The 21,591-nt window shown below is 40.4% G+C and carries 13 protein-coding genes; all 13 read left to right on the top strand.

Annotated features, from left to right (window positions below; translation table 11 throughout):
- Positions 1–930, top strand: a complete 930-nt coding sequence (gene rnz, locus HMPREF9188_RS06800) for a ribonuclease Z (RefSeq protein ID WP_009730360.1) — start codon at positions 1–3, stop codon at positions 928–930.
- A 20-nt stretch (positions 931–950) separates the two neighbouring features.
- Positions 951–1,706 (top strand): SDR family NAD(P)-dependent oxidoreductase, encoded by a 756-nt coding sequence (locus HMPREF9188_RS06795; protein WP_009730359.1) that lies wholly within the window; start codon positions 951–953, stop codon positions 1,704–1,706.
- A gap of 202 nt (positions 1,707–1,908) precedes the next feature.
- Positions 1,909–2,478 carry a hypothetical protein gene (locus HMPREF9188_RS06790; protein WP_000422115.1) on the top strand — a complete coding sequence of 190 codons (570 nt, stop codon included), beginning with the start codon at positions 1,909–1,911 and terminating at the stop codon, positions 2,476–2,478.
- Positions 2,479–2,496: 18 nt separating this feature from the next.
- Entirely contained in the window at positions 2,497–2,934 is a 438-nt protein-coding gene (locus HMPREF9188_RS06785) for a hypothetical protein (RefSeq protein ID WP_000394423.1), read from the top strand.
- A gap of 2 nt (positions 2,935–2,936) precedes the next feature.
- A complete protein-coding gene (locus tag HMPREF9188_RS06780; RefSeq protein ID WP_009730358.1) occupies positions 2,937–4,001 on the top strand; it encodes an ankyrin repeat domain-containing protein in 1,065 nt (354 codons plus the stop codon).
- A gap of 19 nt (positions 4,002–4,020) precedes the next feature.
- Positions 4,021–5,088 carry an ankyrin repeat domain-containing protein gene (locus HMPREF9188_RS06775; protein WP_000631363.1) on the top strand — a complete coding sequence of 356 codons (1,068 nt, stop codon included), beginning with the start codon at positions 4,021–4,023 and terminating at the stop codon, positions 5,086–5,088.
- 24 nt (positions 5,089–5,112) lie between these two features.
- On the top strand, positions 5,113–5,700 hold the full coding sequence (locus HMPREF9188_RS06770) for an SMI1/KNR4 family protein (RefSeq protein ID WP_001175979.1): 588 nt from the start codon (positions 5,113–5,115) through the stop codon (positions 5,698–5,700).
- Positions 5,697–6,446, top strand: coding sequence for a hypothetical protein (locus HMPREF9188_RS06765; protein ID WP_009730357.1), 750 nt, complete (start codon positions 5,697–5,699; stop codon positions 6,444–6,446). Before HMPREF9188_RS06770 ends, HMPREF9188_RS06765 begins: the two co-directional genes overlap by 4 nt.
- Positions 6,447–6,464: 18 nt before the next feature.
- The gene (locus tag HMPREF9188_RS06760) at positions 6,465–7,421 is read left to right on the top strand and encodes a hypothetical protein (RefSeq protein WP_009730356.1); all 957 of its coding nucleotides are present in this window, start codon (positions 6,465–6,467) and stop codon (positions 7,419–7,421) included.
- Between the two features lie 196 nt (positions 7,422–7,617).
- Complete coding sequence (locus tag HMPREF9188_RS06755) at positions 7,618–9,366, top strand: glycoside hydrolase family 13 protein (RefSeq protein WP_009730355.1); 1,749 nt, start codon at positions 7,618–7,620, stop codon at positions 9,364–9,366.
- A 15-nt stretch (positions 9,367–9,381) separates the two neighbouring features.
- Positions 9,382–9,939: an SMI1/KNR4 family protein gene (locus HMPREF9188_RS06750; RefSeq protein ID WP_009730354.1), complete on the top strand. Its 558-nt coding sequence runs from the start codon at positions 9,382–9,384 to the stop codon at positions 9,937–9,939.
- A gap of 404 nt (positions 9,940–10,343) precedes the next feature.
- Complete coding sequence (gene bgaA / locus HMPREF9188_RS06745; RefSeq protein ID WP_009730353.1) at positions 10,344–17,582, top strand: LPXTG-anchored adhesin/beta-galactosidase BgaA; 7,239 nt, start codon at positions 10,344–10,346, stop codon at positions 17,580–17,582.
- A gap of 512 nt (positions 17,583–18,094) precedes the next feature.
- On the top strand, positions 18,095–21,591 hold a 3,497-nt coding region (locus HMPREF9188_RS06740), incomplete at its 3' end, for a Spy0128 family protein (RefSeq protein WP_009730352.1).

Raw genomic sequence — 21,591 nt, 5'->3', positions numbered from 1 at the left:
ATGGATATTCAATTTTTAGGAACAGGGGCTGGTCAGCCCTCCAAAGCTCGCAACGTTTCAAGTCTCGCCTTGAAACTCTTGGACGAGATTAACGAAGTTTGGCTCTTTGACTGTGGCGAAGGAACGCAAAATCGCATTCTGGAAACCACGATTCGACCACGTAAGGTCAGCAAAATATTTATCACTCACTTGCATGGAGACCATATCTTTGGATTGCCAGGATTTCTCTCTAGCCGTGCTTTTCAGGCTAATGAAGAGCAAACAGATTTGGAAATTTATGGACCTCAAGGGATCAAGTCTTTTGTCTTAACCAGTCTTCGTGTGTCGGGTTCTCGTCTGCCTTACCGCATTCATTTTCATGAGTTTGACCAAGATTCTCTAGGGAAAATCCTTGAGACCGATAAATTCACGGTGTATGCAGAGGAGCTGGACCACACTATTTTCTGTGTTGGCTATCGTGTCATGCAAAAGGACTTAGAAGGAACTTTGGATGCTGAAAAACTTAAGGTAGCTGGTGTTCCGTTCGGCCCGCTTTTTGGAAAAATCAAAAACGGTCAGGATGTTGTCCTAGAAGACGGCACTAAAATCAAGGCGGCAGACTATATCTCAGCACCACGACCTGGTAAGATTATTACTATTCTGGGTGACACCCGAAAAACCAATGCCAGTGTGCGTCTAGCTGTCAACGCCGATGTCCTTGTCCATGAATCGACTTATGGCAAGGGTGATGAGAAGATTGCCCGCAATCATGGTCACTCAACCAATATGCAGGCAGCGCAAGTAGCAGTAGAAGCAGGTGCCAAACGCCTCTTGCTCAATCATATCAGTGCCCGTTTCCTCTCAAAAGATATCAGCAAGCTCAAGAAAGATGCAGCAACTGTTTTTGAGAATGTCCATGTGGTTAAAGACTTGGAAGAAGTGGAAATCTAACAGATTGAGAAAGGATAAGTATGCGTACGATTCTCATTACCGGAGCTAGCGGTGGCTTAGCCCAAGAAATGGTCAAACTCTTGCCAAATGACCAACTCATCTTACTAGGTAGAAACAAGGAAAAACTAGCCCAACTATATGGAAATCATCCTAATGTGGAATTGATTGAAATCGACATTACCGATGACTCAGCCCTAGAAGCTCTGGTAGCTGACCTCTATCTCCGTTATGGCAAGATTGATGTCTTGATTAACAACGCTGGCTACGGGATTTTTGAGGAATTTGACCAGATTTCTAATCAAGACATTCACCAGATGTTTAAGGTCAATACCTTTGCCCTGATGAACCTATCACGTTTGATTGCTTCTCGTATGAAAGAAAGCCGAAAAGGCCATATCATCAATATCGTCAGTATGGCAGGTTTGATAGCGACTAGCAAGTCTAGTCTTTACTCAGCAACCAAGTTTGCGGCTATTGGATTTTCAAATGCTCTGCGCCTCGAACTCATGCCTTACGGTGTCTATGTAACGACGGTCAATCCAGGCCCAATCCGCACAGGATTTTTTGACCAAGCAGACCCAGATGGGACCTACCTCAAGTCGGTTGACCGTTTTCTCTTAGAACCAGATGTAGTCGCTAGAAAGATTGTCAAAACCATAGGAAAAAACAAACGGGAACTCAATCTCCCAGTTTTATTGAACCTAGCCCATAAGTTTTATACTCTCTTTCCTAAGCTAGCTGATAAGTTGGCAGGGGGAATCTTTAATTATAAGTGAGAAAGCTGTTCCCTTGAGGAATGGCTTTTTGCTTTAATAGGGAGGAGTTGTTGATCAAAAATAATCCCTGAAAATACTGGTAGTTTATCTCTATTTGACAGTTTTGGAGTATAATTGAGATAAGAAAGTTCATTAGATAAATGAAGTCCCAAACCAGCTAGCTTACCCTAGATAATGCCCTATGTATAGCCGGAGGTTGACAATGGAATTATTGACAATTGACCAAATTATTTCCATTATTGAGGAAGCAATACAAGGGCTTGACCCTGAGATAAGAGAAGGAATTGTCCTGAGCCATACTGAAGTGCCTGTGTCTGAACTGGATCGTTTGAAAAAACAACTGCAAATACAAGATTTGGATCCGATTTTTAGGAAGTATATTCTGGCCTATAACTGGGGGCAGGTCGGTTTTTTAAGTTACCAGTTTGGATATGGGGACGACACTAGTCTTACTTGGCTGATCAATCGCAATTTGGAATACCACGATTACTCGACTCTACAAGAAAGAGGTCTGATCATCATTGCAAATGGAGATCCCTACACTATTTTGCTGGATTGTCAATCTGGGGCGGTCTATGCTCTTGATGCAGAGCTGACCTATGATGAAAAAATATGGCTGGCACCAGATTTTCTAGTATTTGTGAGAGCCATGGGAACGGCCCAATTTGCAGTTTGGAAGGGTTGTGAAAGTAACTTCATCCACTTGATGACTAGAATAGGGAATGCGTCCAGCCTGATATTCTGGCAGAGTCTGGTCGGAGTTTATGATTGAAAATAGAAGGAGCAGGTCATGGAATTTATTGTAGCTGAGGAAGGGATTCCTCAAGATATCGGATGTCAGGGAGCCTTGATTACCTATTATGGCAGTGAGATAGAATTTCATTATGAAACCGTACCACCACACGGTGATGAGATTTTTTCTGCCAAGTTGCCTTTGTTAGAACTTGATCTGCCCTTTTGGATCTATGGGAGAAATCTCATATTTTTAGATGCTTACTACCTCTTAGCAGAAACAGTTAAGAAAGGGACTTGGAATCCCATAACGAGTATCCTCATCAATATTCATATGGGGGAATACGCCAGCCTAGACCACTGGTACAATCATATATCTATTGAGCAAAACGGTCTTGAGTTGAAAAATGATTATGATGGAAAAGTCAGGACTTTAAAAAATATTGACAATCTTCATTGGCTTGCCCTAGATGCTGAATCAGAAGAAAGGAACTAAAGATGGCAAAGAAAAGAGTTACATTACCAAAAGAGTTTAAGGATTTAATGGATGAAGGAAATATTGAAGCCCTTAAAGCAGTCTATGATCGTTGTGAATTAACCGCCCATGATGGAAGATTTAGCTTATGTACACCTCTGCATATGGGAGGAGTCCCGGATGAATTGGTTATCTGGCTTGTCGAAAAGGGCTTGGATATCAATATTCCTGATTATTATGGAGGGACTCCTTTATACCGTCAAGCAATCTTGGGTAGAGATACAGTAAAACTCTTGTGTGAATTGGGGGCAGACATTGAAAAGCCCAATAGATATGGCGAGACCCCTCTACATATGGCAGCTGAGTTTTTTCATCCTAAAACAGTCAAATTTTTGATTAACAAGGGAGCAAATGTCAATGTAGAGAATGATATGGGAAGAACTCCACTTGCTTCAGTCTTGATGGTCTGCCGGGGAATCTATATTGCCCAAACAGCTGAAATTGCTTCTATGCTGTTGGATGCTGGTGCTAAGAAAACGTCTCAGATGAAGGAAAAAGTTGAACAAATCGGCAAGGATTTTGAATTTCATCGAGAAAGTATCCATCCGGACTACATCGAAGGAGCAGATCAGGGTCTAGAAAAACTTTATGCTCTCTTTGATGTCAAACCAGTAGCCAAACGAATAACCCACGATGGAGTTTCTCCAATTCTCGTAAAAGAAGGCTCCTGGGAAGAGCAATATGAGGAACTTTGGTCCTTCTTAATCCCTTCGAGTGGTCCAGCCCAAACTGTTCAGGGGGAAGTTATCCGTATACCAGGCAGAGTTCGAGATGAACTGGATCGAAACGGTGGGGCCAACTGGGACAGGGACTATAGAAAAATGCTTCAGGCTCTCCCTCAATACTTGACTTTAGGAAACTCTCTTTCAGATCAAGAATTGGAAGAAATCAAGCAAGTCATTGCACAAATCCATAGCAAAGAGAATAATGATGAAGCCAGTCTGGACCGCCTCTGCCAATTTGCTCTTGCTTGGATTAAGCAAAATCCTAAACCAATTGACTTAGAAGAACCAAGTTATAAGCGGTAAAAAGAATAAGAGTTTGACAATGATTACATTAAAAAATATTGGAGAATTTAAATCGGTTCCACAACTTGTTAAGGACATCATAGAGGGAGACACCTGGGCCTTAGACCAATATCTTGCAAGTGGTTGGGATATTGACCAAGAAATAGAAATCAGCAAGTATACCTCTCTAAGCCCAATTGATTTATCCTTGATTACAGGAAATTTTGACTCCCTAAAATGGCTAGTGGAAAAGGGGGCTCATTTAAATGTAAAAAATAACCCTTCATTTTTGTTGGCTGTCAGGTATTGTGATGGTACGTTCATCAAGTATCTTATGGAACATGGAGCAAAGATTAATAGTGTAAATGCTGTAAAGTCGGAAGCCTTTCAAGAAGCCTTATTTGGCAATAAATTTGATAATCTAGCTATTATCCATGCATTAGGACATAGTGTCGAAAAATATGGCGGAAAAGCATTTAGGAGAGCTGTTGCAGATAGAAATTATCAGGTGCTAGATTTTTTTATTAAAAATGGAGTTGATATAAACTATAATGCCTCCGACTCGGTTTATCCCTTTAAGCCAACGCCTCTCAGTGTAGCTGCAAGATATGTTGACCTAGATATGTGTAAATACCTTGTAGAGCACGGGGCGGACGTGACTCTCACTGAAAAAGATGGTATGAGACCTTATAGTATCGCTATCGAAAAGGGGGATCAAGAGATGGCAGAATACTTTAAAAAACTAGAGCCAGTAGAATTTCATAATTTATGCAATAAATTGGATGAACTAAAACCATTTAAACTGCCTCGGGAACTTACCGATTTTCTCATGAGTCAAGACTTATATTTTGAACTTACTAACTGTGATTTTAAGTGGATAGAGTTTTTCCCTCTCATGCAAACAATTCCCTTAAAAAAAGGTCGTAAAAAATTTCTCCGTATTTCACGGTCAACCGGAGATTATACTCATATCTATCTCATTTGGCATCCAAAGACAAGTAAAGTAGCTTTTTACGATGAGGAACACGAAACTATAAGTGATATTTGTAGCTTTAAAGAATTTATCTGCAATATGTCTAGACACTTACAAGAAATTCTTGAAGGTTAAGAGAAATCAAAAAGGGGGGCTCTTATGCAACTAATTGACCAAGTTAAAAAAATAGAAACTTATATTTGTGAGTGTTTTGAAGACTGGGATTTGGATGATCCTGTAGAGGAAGGATATCTGGAAGATTATCAGGGCATTTCTGGTGCTTCTGAGGAAGAGCTTCAAGCCTTTGAGGAAATATTTGGCATTCGTCTACCTAGTGACTTCAAAGAGCTTTATAGCTATAAAAATGGGAGTAAATACCTCTCTATTTTACCTTGTGTAATTGACCAGAGAGATTTTACTTTTTCTCTCATGAGTCTACAGGAAATTGAGACTTGTAAAAAGTACTTTCAAAATAGAGATGCTCTGCTCACCGAATTTCCCGACTATTTTTCTAGTCAAGACCTAGAAAACATGCATGATAGTAGAATTAAGCCCTATCTTTTTAATAAAAAATGGCTTCCTTTTGCTCAGTATTGTGACTCTTGTTATCTTATGCTGGATTTTGATCCAGACCAGGAGGCTCAGGAAGGTCAGGTTATTTGCTACATCCATGATCCTGACCAGGTGATCTATGCGGCTGAAAGCCTTACAAATCTGATTGAAGGGATAATGGATGAGATCATATGAATGGACAAATGTACCAAATAGCCTGTATCGTGGCAGCAGCTAGGAAGGCTTTAAAAAGTGGTAAAGAAATATGCTATAAGCCTGAAAAATATACAAATAAATTGAGCTTTCAAATTTTGCCGTCAAAAAATGGGGAAGCTACAGAACTTTCTGTATCTGATTGGTTTGAAAATCTTAAGGAAAAAGGTTTGAAGGACTTAAAATTATTTTGCCCTATCTCAGTAAATGACAGAGGTATTTTAGGTTTCTCCAATACAACACAGAGTTCAATTCTCTGTTTTTATAAAGATGGGAAGGCAAGTTATTTCCTACCAAATTGGAAATCTGCTTCCCCAGGCAGAGGCTGGGATGTTACCTACACCGAGTATGAATGGGAAAGGTCTTCTCAAGACATTCCCCACTATGAAAATAATATCGAAGAATTTAAGGACATATTGACTCGTATAGAAAATCTAGCAATTAAAATTGAATGTGACAACTTTGCCAAAGTCTTTCAATCTGCTAGAAACTTTTTGCTAGACCCAGAATCTGGTAAAGGACTGGCAGAACCTCAAATTCCACTGCAACATCTAAGCATATTTAGAGCTGCAAGTGCAGCGGATGTTTTTGGAGGAATGGGCTCCTGGAATGATGAACCTGGATGGCTGGCACAAGATAAGGGACTGGGTCAAGTATACGATGAACTTTCGGATCAGTTGCTAAGAAATATTCGATTAGCTATTCTATATGCCATTAATGAATGGTGATCGTTTAAGGGGAAGAAAATGGTGAAGTTAAAGTTAAGCCTATTGAACAAATGGGAACTAGACAAGGACTACAATAGTGTTCTCAATTCTGTCATGTTACATGATGGTAGAGCCTTTGTCTTGACCAGTGAGAAGGAAGCTTTTAATTGCTACTGTCTACTTGAAGTATCACCTTTGGGTGTGAAGGAGATAGATGCTTGGTATTGTGACCATGTTTGGGAGGAAGAGCCTCTACTCTTTACAGATGGACAAAATATTGGCATCATCAAGGCTGGCAAGGAAATAGTTTATTATACTGGTGATTTTTCTCATCCAGAAATCATTGCCATAAAGGATCCGCAAAGTATACTTCCTAAAAAGGCACAAGAGAGATATTTTCAAATCGTATCAGATAGCAACCAGATACCCGTGTGTTTTGAAGATCAAGTTTATACAAATCAGGCAAGAAACTTTGCCCTTTTAGAATTTGATCGAGAGAAAAAGCAGGCGAAGTGGACCACTTATTCGCATATTGATAAAAAAGAGTTAAATCACCACGACACGAACTCAAGTTTTTGTCCTAAAATCGATAGTATGAAATCTTGGAAGCAAGAGCTCTATGCCTTTAGCTCTGGAGAAAGTCAAACCTCTGTCAATAAATGGGGCATGGACTATTATGCTCTTGTTAAAATCTCTAGTGATGGTTGTATTATCGAAAAGTTATTAGAATCTGAACATTTAAAGGCTTTAGGTAAAAAAGCTGGTGTCAATGGAATTTTTACGGATTCGCCTTATATTATCCTGAGCCCCCTATTTAAGAATGATGATTGGAAGGGCAAGCAAAAGCTATTTTCTCTGGCAACGAGAGAATTGTGCGATATAGCCTTGCCTAGAGGAATGAGTAAACACAAGCTTCAAAATATAACAGACAACTTTTGTTTAACCTTCCTGTACGACAGAGGATTAAAAGAACTTGCCCTTTGTCGGATTGACTAGGCCGTGAGGCTGAGTTTGGGAGCTTTTTATAGATAGGTGCTGATATTTCTTGATTAGTCTACAGTATTTATTTTGAGCTGTTTTCTTGTCAAATTTGACCAAGTATTGCAAATCGAATTTTAAAATAGTATACTAGAAATAGCAATTATGAAAACGTTTTCGTTTTTGTTGATGATGATTATTTAGGAGACAAAATATGGAATTAACAGCCATTTATCATAGACAAGAATCAGAGTATGCTTATCTTTACAAAGAAGGTCAGCTACATATCCGAATCAGAACCAAGAAAAATGATGTCCAGCAGGTCATTTTACATTATGGAGATCCCTTTATCTTCATCGAGGATAAGTATGAAGCCAAGAAAGAAATGACTAAAGCAACCTCGGATGCTTTATTTGATTATTGGCAGGTTACAGTATCGGTTGATTTTGCACGGATTCAGTATCTCTTTGAACTCCTTGATGAGGAAGGTCAGGGTATTTTCTACGGTGATAAGGGTTGTGTGGAACATACTCAAGAAAACTTGGATGCGGAAGGAAATGGCTTTAAGCTTCCCTATATTCATGAAATCGACGGATGTCAGGTTCCTAGCTGGGTTTCAAATACCGTTTGGTACCAGATTTTCCCAGAACGATTTGCTAATGGAAATCCTAATTTGACTCCAGATGGAGCTCGAGAGTGGGATGCTGCCATTGCACCTAATAGGGATGACTTTTTTGGTGGAGATTTACAAGGGATTATCAACCATCTAGACTATCTAAAAGATTTGGGAATCACTGGACTTTATCTATGTCCGATTTTTGAAGCAACGACCAATCACAAGTACGATACGACGGATTATTTTGAAATTGACCGTCACTTTGGAGACAAAGAAGTCTTTGCTAATTTAGTCGAGGAAGCTCATAAACGGGGCATTAAGATTATGCTAGATGCTGTTTTCAATCATATCGGCTACCAGTCTGCCCAATGGCAGGATGTTCTAAAAAATGGAGAAAATTCCCCTTATAAAGATTGGTTCCATATTCAAGAGTTTCCAATTACAGAGGATAAACTTCAGAATCCAAGAGAACTCCCTTATCATACCTTTGCCTTTGCTAGCTATATGCCTAAGTTAAATACAGCAAATCCTGAAGTCAAAGACTATCTTCTCAGTGTTGCAACTTACTGGATTGAGAATTTTGATATCGATGCTTGGCGCTTGGACGTTGCCAATGAAATTGACCATCAGTTCTGGAAAGATTTTAGAAAGGTAGTTCTCGCTAAAAAGCCTGATTTGTATATTTTAGGTGAAATCTGGCATACGTCTCAGCCTTGGCTAAAAGGAGATGAGTTCCATGCAGTCATGAACTACCCGCTCTCTGAAAGTATCAAGGATTATTTCTTGCGTCAGCATAAAAAGACAGAGCAGTTCATTTCAGAAATCAATAGCCAGTCAATGTACTACAAGCAACAAATCTCAGAGGTTATGTTAAATCTCCTGGATTCTCACGATACAGAGCGTATTCTTACAACTGCCAAAGGAAATCTCCAACATGTCAAGGCTGCTTTAACCTTCCTCTACCTTCAAAAAGGGACTCCTTGTATCTATTACGGAACAGAGCTAGCACTAATTGGTGGACCAGACCCTGATTGCCGTCGCGTCATGCCTTGGGACCGTGTGTCTGAGGACAATGATATGCTAAATTTCATGAAGAAATTAATCAAAGTCCGTAAAGAAGTTGCAAGCATTATTCAGCATGGTTCCTATAGCTTGCAAGAAGTGAAACCAGATGTTCTTTCCTTGAAATGGACCTACGAAGGAAAAGAAGTTCAGGCTATCTTTAATCAGTCTAAGGAGAATGTTATCTTAGACAGAGATTCAGTTGATTTAGCGAGTCATTGCCAGTTTGAAGATGGTCAGCAAGTCATCTTGCCAGATGGATTTGTAGTTACTATTTCTGAGTAGAAAGGTTTTAAAAATATGACACTCAATGAAGTTTATGATTATTTTCGTCACTATGATAAGGAAACTTATCAGGTTGTCGCCTGCATGGGCAATGAACCATCGGAAGAAGATGTTCAGGATTTTGAAAATCAATACGGCATTCGTCTGCCAGAAGATTTCAGAGAATTCACCATGTCATCTCTGGGCGGTCTCTTTATGGAAGTCAGAGAAGAGCTATGGCCAAGAGCCAAGGCTTACGATGTAGCACCATTTTGGACCTTCTGTCGAGGTATTAAGGTCTTGGGAATTGCAAATGGCATCCCAGACTTCTTAGACATTCGTCTTAAAACCAAGGAATTACATGCTCTGGGCTTTGTGGATTATATCCCATTTCTGTCTATCATCGGTGATGGAGATGTAATTTTCTGCTTTGATAAGGACAATCACATAGTAGCTTTGGATTGGTATAATAGTGGCGAAACTGAAGAGCTTAATTGTGATTTTTCAGGACTTTTACTCCAGCAAATTGCCGAGCTAGAAGAGCGTAAAAATGAGATGGTCAATCTTTTGGAAAAGGGAAAATCTAGTCAATAATCTATAAGGAAATATCAGTTTGATAGTCCGTAAAAGAGGTTGGGACAAAAGATCCCGACCTCACTTTTTTTAGCAATCAAACTTTGACGCGGTAGCTGATTGAACTTTTTGTTCGTCTTTTAGACTCCAAAAAGCTCCTAATCATCCTCGCGAGGCTGGGACTACGAAATCGAGACTTTGTCTATCGATTTCTGTCACACCGCCTTTTTTAGTAAAACCATTCACTAAATCTACATTCAGATTTTTAAACTTTTCTACAAATTTTAGAAAAAACAATCAAAAATATGATTTTTTGTGTTTAGGGTATTGAAATTTCCTATATTATTTTATAGAATAAGGGTAAAAGGCTATGAAAAAGTAATACGTTTACAAGAAAATGGAAGCGGTTACTAAAGGAGGATTTTATGGAAAAAGGCCATTGGAATCGTAAAAGAGTCTACAGCATTCGTAAGTTTGCCGTAGGAGCTTGCTCTGTCATGATTGGAACCTGTGCGGTTCTATTTGGAGGAAGTGTCATTGGAGAATCACCAGTTTTCGCGGATGAAACTCCAATTACTCACACCGTGGAACAAGCAAAAGAGGAAAGTCCGGCAGTGGAGGTAAAAGAAGATCAAGCCGTAGCAGAGCACAAGGATACTGCAAGTGTCGACCAAAGTCAAGCTGCTCCAATTGAAGCAAGCAAACCAGAGGTGAAAGAAGAGGAACCTGTAGCTCCAAAAGAGGAGAAAGCATCTCTAAAACCTGAAGAAGCTGCTCCAAAGGTAGAATCTCAAGCTTCAAGTCAGGAAAAGCCTGTCAAGGAAGAGTTGAAAGCTGCGACAAATGAAGAAGTGAATCAAATGATTGAAGATAGAAAAGTGAATTTTAATCAAAATTGGCACTTTAAACTCAATGCGAATCCTAAAGAAGCTGTGAAATCAAATGCCGATGTATCAACATGGCAAAAATTGGATCTCCCACACGACTGGAGTATCTTTAACGATTTTGACCATCAATCACCTGCCCAAAACGAAGGTGGACAGCTCAATGGTGGTGAAGCTTGGTATCGCAAGACCTTTAAACTTGATGAAAAAGATCTCAAGAAAAATATTCGTGTGACCTTTGATGGTGTCTACATGGACTCTCAAGTCTATGTCAATGGCCAGTTAGTGGGGCATTATCCAAATGGTTATAACCAGTTCTCATACGATATCACCAAATACCTCCACAAAGATGGTCGTGAGAATGTGATTGCTGTCCATGCTGTCAACAAACAACCAAGTAGCCGTTGGTACTCAGGTAGCGGTATCTACCGTGATGTGACCTTGCAAGTGACAGATAAGGTTCATGTTGAGAAGAATGGAACAACCATCTTAACACCAAAACTAGAACAACAGCAACATGGCAAGGTTGAAACGCATGTGACCAGCAAAATCGTCAATACAGACGATAAAGACCATGAACTTGTAGCAGAGTATCAAATCGTTGAACGTGGTGGTCAGGCTGTAACAGGCTTGGTTCGTACAGCGAGCCGTACCTTAAAAGCACATGAATCAACAAGCCTAGATGCGATTTTAGAAGTTGAAAGACCAAAACTCTGGACAGTTTTAAACGATAAACCTGCCTTGTACGAATTGATTACGCGTGTTTACCGTGACGGTCAATTAGTTGATGCTAAGAAAGATTTGTTTGGTTACCGTTACTATCACTGGACTCCAAATGAAGGTTTCTCTTTGAATGGTGAGCGCATTAAATTCCATGGTGTTTCCTTGCACCATGACCACGGAGCACTTGGAGCAGAAGAAAATTATAAAGCAGAATACCGTCGACTCAAACAAATGAAGGAGATGGGCGTTAACGCCATCCGTACAACTCATAACCCTGCAAGTCCACAGACCTTGCAAATCGCAGCAGAACTTGGTTTGCTGGTTCAGGAAGAGGCCTTTGATACTTGGTATGGTGGCAAGAAACCTTATGATTACGGACGTTTCTTTGAAAAAGATGCCACTCACCCAGAAGCTAGAAAAGGTGAAAAATGGTCTGACTACGATCTTCGTACCATGGTCGAAAGAGATAAAAATAACCCAGCTGTCTTCATGTGGTCTATCGGAAACGAAATCGGTGAAGCCGATGGTAAACCTCATTCTCTAGCAACTGTAAAACGTCTAGTCAAAGTTATCAAGGATGTTGATAAAACTCGTTACGTTACCATGGGAGCAGATAAGTTCCGCTTTGGTGATGGCAGTGGTGGACATGAGAAGATTGCCGAAGAACTGGATGCAGTTGGTTTTAACTACTCAGAAGATAACTACAAGAAACTTCGAGCGAAACATCCAAACTGGTTGATTTACGGTTCAGAAACATCTTCAGCAACCCGTACACGCGGTAGCTATTATCGCCCTGAACAGGAATTGAAACATAGTAACGGACCTGAACGTCATTACGAACAGTCTGACTATGGTAATGACCGAGTTAACTGGGGTAAAACGGCAACCGCTTCATGGACTTTTGACCGTGACAACGCTGGCTATGCTGGACAGTTTATCTGGACAGGTACGGACTATATCGGTGAACCTACACCATGGCACAACCAAAACCAAACTCCCGTTAAGAGCTCTTATTTTGGTATCGTAGATACAGCCGGCATTCCAAAACATGACTTTTATCTCTACCAAAGTCAATGGGTTTCTGTTAAGAAGAAACCAATGGTTCACCTCCTTCCTCACTGGAACTGGGAAGATCCTACTCTAAAAGCAAATGTTGCTGATTCAGAAGGTAAGATTCCAGTTCGTGCTTACTCTAACGCTGCAAGCGTTGAATTGTTCTTGAACGGTCAATCTCTCGGAGTTAAGACCTTCAACAAAAAACAAACCAGCGATGGACGCACTTACCAAGAAGGTGCCAATGCCAAGGAACTCTATCTTGAGTGGAAGGTTGCGTACCAACCAGGTACTCTGGAAGCTGTAGCACGAGATGAAGCTGGAAAAGAAATTGCACGTGATAAGATCACTACTGCAGGCCAACCAGCAGGAGTTCGCCTCGTCAAGGAAGAACACGCAATCGCAGCAGATGGAAAAGACTTGACTTACATCTACTACGAAATCGTAGACAGTGAAGGAAATGTTGTACCAACTGCAAATAATCTGGTTCGTTTCCAATTACATGGACAAGGTCAACTGGTCGGTGTCGATAATGGGGAACAAGCCAGCCGTGAACGCTACAAGGCGCAACCAGACGGTTCTTGGGTCCGCAGATCCTTTAACGGTAAAGGTGTTGCCATTGTCAAATCAACTGAACAAGCAGGTAAATTCACACTAACAGCCCATTCAGATCTCTTGAAATCGGACCAAGTCACCATCTTTACTGGTAAGAAAGAAGACCAAGAAAAGACCGTTCTCGGGACAGAAGTACCAAAAGTACGTACTGTTATTGAGAAAGAGCCAAAAATGCCGAAGACAGTCGGTTTTATCTACAGTGATGGCAGTCGTGAAAAACGTCCAGTAACTTGGTCTTCAGTTGATGTGAGCCAAGCAGGAGTTGTGACTGTTAAAGGTATGGCAGACGGACGCGAAGTTGAGGCCCGTGTCGAAATTCTAGCAATTGCAAATGAGCTTCCAACTGTTAAGCGTGTTGCTCCAGGAACAGACTTGAGTGCTGTTGACAAATACGTTTCTATTGCTGTTACGGATGGAAGCGTACAAGAATACGAAGTTGATAAGTGGGAGATTGCGGAAACAGATAAAGCTAAACTGTCAGTTGCAGGATCACGTATTCAAATGACTGGCCAACTGGGTGGTGAGACTATTCATGCTACCCTTGTAGTAGAAGAAGGTGAGGCTGCGGCACCTGCATTACCAACTGTAACGGTTGGTGGTGAAGCTGTCACTGGTCTTACTAGCCAAAAACCAATGCAATATCGAACTCTTGCTTATGGAGCTAAGTTGCCAGAAGTTGTAGCAAGTGCTGAAAATGCGGATGTTACTGTAGTCCAAGCAAGTGCAGCAAACGGCATGCGTGCAAGTATCTATGTTCAACCAAAAGATGGTGGCCCTCTTCAAACCTATGCAATTCAATTCCTTGAAGAAGCACCGAAAATTGACCACTTGAGTTTGCAAGTAGAGCAAGCTGACGGTCTTAAAGAAGATCAAACAGTGAAATTGTCTATACTCGCTCACTATCAAGATGGAACGCAAGCAGTTTTACCAGCTGATAAAGTAACCTTCTCTACAAGTGGTGAAGGGGAAGTCGCAGTTCGTAAAGGAATGCTTGAGTTACATAAGCCAGGAGCAGTCACTCTGAAAGCGGAATATGAGGGGGCTAAAGGCCAAGTTGAACTCACTATCCAAGCCAATACTGAGACGAAGGTTGCGCAATCTATCCGTCCAGTAAATGTAGTGACAGACTTGCATCAAGAACCTACTCTTCCATCAACAGTAACTGTTGAGTATGACAAAGGTTTCCCTAAAACTCACAAAGTCACTTGGCAAGCTATTCCAAAAGAAAAACTAGACCACTATCAAACTTTTGAAGTTCTAGGTAAAGTTGAAGGGATTGACCTTGAAGCGCGTGCTAAAGTCTCTGTAGAAGGTATCGTTTCGGTTGAAGAAGTCAGTGTGACAACACCAATCGCAGAAGCGCCACAATTACCAGAAAGTGTTCGTACCTACGATTCAAATGGGCACGTTTCATCTGCCAAGGTTGCATGGGATGCGATTCAATCAGACCAATACGCTAAGGAAGGTGTCTTTACAGTCACTGGTCGCCTAGAAGGTACGCAATTAACTACCAAACTTCATGTTCGTGTGTCTGCTCAAACTGAGCAAGGAGCAAATATTTCTGACCAATGGACAGGTTCAGAATTGCCACTTGCCTTTGCTTCAGACTCAAATCCAAGCGACCCTGTTTCAAATGTCAACGATAAATTGATCTCCTTTAATGATCGACCAGCCAATCGTTGGACAAACTGGAATCGTAGTAACCCAGAAGCTTCAGTTGGTGTCCTATTCGGAGATTCAGGTATCTTGAGCAAACGTTCAGTTGATAATCTAAGTGTCGGATTCCACGAAGACCACGGAGTTGGTGTACCGAAGTCTTATGTGATTGAGTATTATGTTGGTAAGACTGTTCCAACAGCACCTAAAAACCCTAGCTTTGTAGGTGAAGAAAACCATGTCTTTAACGATCCAGCTAACTGGAAACCTGTTACCAATCTAAAAGCACCAGCTCAACTCAAAGCTGGAGAAATGAATCATTTCAGCTTTGATAAAGTTGAGACCTATGCGGTTCGCATTCGTATGGTTCGACTTGATAGCAAGAAAGGAACGTCTATCACAGAAGTACAAATTTTTGCGAAACAAGTTGCGGCAGCTAAACAAGGACAAACAAGAATCCAAGTTGACGGTAAAGACTTAGCAAACTTTAACCCTGATTTGACTGACTACTATCTTGAGTCAGTAGATGGAAAAGTTCCTGCAGTAACAGCAAGTGTTAGCAACAATGGTCTTGCTACCGTTGTTCCGAGCGTTCGCGAAGGTGAGCCAGTTCGTGTTATCGCTAAGGCTGAAAATGGTGATATCTTAGGAGAATACCGTCTGCACTTCACAAGCAATAAAGATTTGCTCTCTCGTAAACCAGTTGCAGCTGTCAAACAAGCTCGCTTGGTACAAGTAGGACAACCGCTTGAATTGCCAACTAAGGTTCCGGTTTACTTCACAGGTAAAGATGGTTATGAAACAAAAGACTTAGCAGTTGAATGGGAAGAAGTTCCAGCAGAAAAGCTGACAAAAGCAGGTCAATTTACCGTTCGAGGCCATGTCCTTGGTAGTGATCTTGTTGCGGAATTCTCTGTACGAGTGACAGACAAACTAGGCGAAGCTCTCTCAAATAACCCAGAGTATGATGAAAATAGTAACCAGGCCTTTGCTTCCGCAACTAATGACATTGATCCAAGTTCACATGACCGTGTAGACTATATCAATGATGGAGACCACAATGAAAATCGTCGTTGGACAAACTGGTCTCCAACACCATCTTCTAACCCAGAAGTATCAGCAGGTGTGATTTTCCGTGAAAATGGTAAGATTGTAGAACGGACTGTTGCGCAAGCTAAACTTCATTTCTTTGCAGATAGTGGTACGGATGCACCATCTAAACTCGTTTTGGAACGCTATATTGGCCCAGATTTTGAAGTGCCAACCTACTATTCAAACTACCAAGCCTACGACGTAAACCATCCATTCAATAATCCAGAAAATTGGGAAGCTGTTCCTTATCGTGCGGACAAAGACATTGAAGCCGGTGATGAAATTAACGTTACCTTTAAAGCTGTGAAAGCCAAAGCCATGAGATGGCGTATGGAGCGCAAAGCAGATAAGAGCGGTGTTGCGATGATTGAGATGACCTTCCTTGCGCCAAGCGAATTGCCTCAAGAAAGCACTCAATCGAAGATTCTTGTAGATGGAAAAGAACTTCATGACTTCGCTGAAGATCGTCAAGACTACCAAATCACCTATAAAGGTCAACGTCCAAAAGTTTCAGTCGAAGAAAGCAATCAAGTAGCTTCAACAGTTGTAGATAGCGGAGACGATAGCCTTCCAGTACTTGTTCGCCTTGTTTCAGAAAGTGGAAAACAAGTCAAGGAATACCATATCCACTTGACTAAGGAAAAACCAGTTTCTGAGAAGACTGTTGCTGCTGTACAAGAGGAACTTCCAAAACTCGAATTTGTTGAAAAAGATTTGGCCTACAAGACAGTTGAGAAAAAGGATTCAACGCTGTATCTAGGTGAAACTCGCGTAGAACAAGAAGGAAAAGTTGGTAAGGAACGTATCTTTACAGCGATTAATCCTGATGGAAGTAAGGAAGAAAAACTCCGTGAAGTGGTAGAAGCTCCGACAGACCGCATCGTCTTGGTTGGAACGAAACTAGGAACCTCCCTTCCAGAAGATGAAGTGAAGAACCTTGTCCTTAACAGACCAGAACTTGTAATCGAAGAAGAAACAATTGACTTCAAGGTTCAGGAACGTAAGTCTGATAAGTTGTATCTAGGTGAAACTCGTATCCTCCAAGAAGGTCAAAAGGGTATTCGCATTCACTTGATCGAGGTTGAAAATGGTAAGCGGACTGAAAAAGAAAGCTATGATAAAGTTATAGCTCAGGATCGCATCGTAGAAGTAGGAACGAAGCAAGGAACCGCCCTTCCAGAAGATGAAGTGAAGAACCTTGTCCTTAACAGACCAGAACTTGTAATCGAAGAAGAAACAATTGACTTCAAGGTTCAGGAACAAAAGAACGATAAGCTTCCAGCAGGTCAAACCCGTGTTCTCCAAGAAGGACAAAAAGGTATCCGTGTTCACTTGATTGAAGTTGAAAATGGCAAGCGAACTGAAAAAGAAAGCTATGATAAAGTTATAGCTCAGGATCGCATCGTAGAAGTAGGTACGGCTGGTGAAACGACTAAACCAGTACCGCAAGAGTCTACAAAACCACAAGTATCAGAAAAAGCAGATACAAAAGAAATCGCTTCAAGTACAGCTGGTCAGGTTCAAAAAGAGCAGTTACCAAATACAGGAAGTGCAGAAAGTCAAGCAGCCCTAGCAGCAGGCCTAGCTCTTCTTGGTTTGAGCGCAGGCCTAGTAGCCACTAAAGGCAAAAAAGAGGATTAGAATTTCTATGATATGAAGAGATGGGGACAAAATAGATTTATATTTTAAAAACTCTTCATTATGAATTTTGAAAATCTAATAGATTAAATAAAAAGTGAACCAAACTATTCTGGGACAATCAGAATTCTGTTTAGTTCACTTTTTGTTATGTTCTAAACTTTTATTATAATATATTTCTACTATATTAAATCTTATAACAGTATATAGATTAATAAATTGGTTATATTTAGTTTTAGGAATAAAGGGACATTATTTATTGAAGGATAGTAGAAATATCAAAGGAATGAATCCTTTAAAGTTGACATTTCGTAAATAAATTCTTTAGTAATGAAATAAATCAATTATAATAAACTTGGTAAGTTCTATTATATCATGTGCTGTAGGTGAATATAATTTTATCAAGAATAGAGCATGGTGTTATTATGGATACGTCACTATATTGTGGAGGTGTTGCGTACGTAGAATTGAATACTTAATTTTTTATCGATATACAAATAGAAAGGTTGGTCATAATGGATAAGATAAAAAAATATCTAGGTTTTCTAGTATTCCCTCTTTTGCTATTGCTGATGTTCTTCCCGGCGGGTGAAGCACATGCGGCAACTGATATCACGAGTAAAGTCAAAATAGATGACTTGAAGATTACTATAGCATCTACAGGAAGCGAGACTGAAGGAATTCATGGTTCAAATGATACTTCGATGAAATTGAAATATTCGGGTAAATTCTCATTTCCCAATGTGGCAGTTAATGAAATCAAGAATGGTGATTACTTTATCGTAAAAGCTCCAAATAACTTGAGTTTGACGGATGGTAGTCTGGATTTGATTGATTCGACATCAAATACCAAAATGGGGACTGTCCAGGTGGATAATGCTAACCATCAGCTGGTATTTACTTTCAACGAAAAGGTGGAAGACAAGCAAAATATTCGTGGGGACTTTGTTGCAGAAGCAACTGAAACGCTCAAAAAAGAGGGGAAAACGGTTACTTATGTTTTACCAGATGGTAAAAAACAGACCATCACGTATAAAGTAAATAAATATGAACAGACTGACGTGATAGGAGAAACCATTACAAAGTACGGTTATAACGATAACAATAAGGCGATAGCACATTTTCAGATGAAGATTAATCGCGCTAAGAAAGATATGACTGGACATGTGGTGAAGATTACAGATGACGTTTCAAAGGGAGCCTTTGCTAACTATGTGGAAGGTACTTTCTATATGCATGAAGCGGAATTCGAAACGACGAATACAAATTCATCTGCTCTTAAACGTTTAGGTGATGAATACGAAATCACAACCGATCCGGAGGTATACAAGGCTAACTCAGATAAAAAAGCTTTGTTGACCTTTGTCAACGGGAAACGAGGATTTGAGTTGCTCATGCCGACCAATATGGGAACAAAGAGCTTTTTCTTAACGTATGATACGTCCTCACCAGCAGATACTTCAACGATAAGTAACTCAGCGCAGTACTTGATTGATAACCAACCACAACTTATTTGGGAAAAATACGGTGGTAGTATTGGAACCAGAACAGAAGCAACCTTTAATTTAAAGACGGTCAAATCTGTTGGTGCATCAGTCACAGCTGATATTGCTGGTAAGATCAAAATCACAAAATACGATGAAGCGGATGCAACTGTTAAGTTGGCAGGCGTTGTCTTTGAAATCCGTGAGAAAACCACTAATAATTTGGTTGATACCGTTACAACAGATGCGGATGGGATAGCTGTCTCAAAGGCTCTCAATAATGGTAAGTATATCGTTAAAGAAAAAACTCCTAAATCAGGCTATCAGGTAAATAGTCAAGAGTTCGAAGTGGAGATGAAAGATGGAAAGGGTGTTCCCCTCAATATCTCTAACAAACGTGTGACAGTTGACTTTGAAGCAACCAAGACTTGGGTAAACGGAAAAGCAACTGACTACAAAAAAGTCAAACTCGGTTTGTATGTGCACAAAGAAGGACAAACTGTTGCAGATGCAAAACCTGTTACTGGGAACTACACCCCTGAAGTGACAGAGTCTAATGGTGTTTACACTTATAAATGGAAAAATCAACTTCCTGAACGTGATGTTGATGGAAGCAAGCTAGTTTATTCTGTTCGAGAACTTGAAGATCAGACGGGTCTTCCTCTGAAAGAAGGAGAGAAAGTCAAAGTAGGTGACAACAGCTATGTTGTATCTTATAACGGAAACAACAAAGTCACCAACACTTACGAAGTTCCAAAGACAAACGTGACGGCTAAGAAAGTCTGGGTTGGCGGTCAGGAACATGTTCGTCCAACTGTCTACTTCAAACTCTATCGTACACCACAAGGTGGAGCGATTGAAGAAGTGGCTGGTGTTGCCCAAAAAGAAGTTCCAAAAACAGATGGAACTGTAGAATGGACAGACCTTCCTGCGACTGATGAGAACGGTGTGAAGTACACTTATAGTGTGATGGAAGTCGATGAAGAAGGCAATCTCATTGCAGATCCGATAGACGGTTATACTCCTAGCCAAACGGCCCCTCTTACTATCACCAATACCTATAGTGCTTCACCAGCTGAGGCTGTAATTGAAGCTAAGAAAAAATTGGAAGGTCGTCCAACAGAGCTTCAAGACGAAGAATTTGAATTTATCTTGAAAGATAATGATGGAAAAGAAGTTCAAAGAATCAAGAATAAAGGTACTAATGCTGATGGAACTGGTCGCGTAGTCTTCAAGCCTATTAAATTTACAAAAGAAGGACATTATCAGTACACCATTGTGGAAGCAAAAGCAGGTGAAACTGAAAATGGTATCACCTATGATAATAGAACAGTTCCTGTAATTGTACACGTCTATGATAATGGAAGAGGCCAACTGGTTGCCTGGGTTGAGAAATTAGAAATTTCTCAAGTAGCACTTCCAGCAGCTGAATTTTCAACTTCAGCACCTGGTTCTAATCTTGTACCACCAATCTCTGGTGCCATCAACACCATTACAGATGCCGGAATTCAAACATTCGTCAATACTTATAAGCCTGCTAATGTGAAAGCTCCTGTTTCGGCAACCAAATCATTCATCAATAAGAACACTGATAAGCCAATTCAGCTTCAAGGTGGGGAATTCGAGTTTGCCTTGTTTGAGAAAAATGGTACAGCTCCAATTCAAACAACAACAAATGATGCAGCTGGAAACATTAAGTTTGAAGATTTAGAATTCAATAAAGCTGACACTTATCATTACACCATCGTTGAAAAGAATGCTGGGACAACTGATAAAGGAATCACTTATTCTAACAAGACTATCGAAGTAACGATTAAAGTTGTTGACAACGGTAAGGGAGCTCTTGAAGCAACTGTTTCTTATGACAATAACGACAGCACCTTCGAAAACACCTATAAGGCTAAAAATGCCAAAGAAGTTCTTGAAGTAGATAAGAAACTAACCAATCGCAATCTTGAAGCTGACATGTTCGAATTTACATTGACAGACCAAGTTGGTAACGTTGAAAAAGCGAAGAATGGTGCTGACGGAAAAGTTAAGTTCTCAGAGTTGACATTTGATGAAGCAGGTACTTACACTTACACTATTAAGGAAGTAAAAGCTGGCACAACGGAGAATGGTATCACCTACGATGCTAAGACCATCACAGCTAAAGTAACTGTAACCGATGATGGTCAAGGTAAATTGCATGCAACGGTTGAATACAGCAGTGATGGTACAGCTAATAGCACAACCTTCACCAATGTTTACACACCAGCTAAAACACAGGTTCCAGTGAAGAAAGTTTGGAATGATAGTGACAACCAAGATGGTAAACGTCCAGAGTCTATTACTGTTAAACTTCTAGCAGATGGTGTTGAAACTGGTCAAACACGTGAATTGAATGCTGCGAACAACTGGCAAGCTATTTTCACCGATCTGGACGCAGATAAAGGTGGTACTCCAATCGCCTATACAATCGAAGAAGTTTCAGTCGCAGAATATGAGTCTAAAGTAACAGGAGATGCCACAACTGGCTTCACCATTAC

This window comes from Streptococcus sp. F0441, from assembly GCF_000314775.2.
Taxonomy (GTDB): domain Bacteria; phylum Bacillota; class Bacilli; order Lactobacillales; family Streptococcaceae; genus Streptococcus.
Note: the sequence above shows the minus strand (reverse complement) of the source record. Positions and strands in the feature narration are given on the sequence as shown.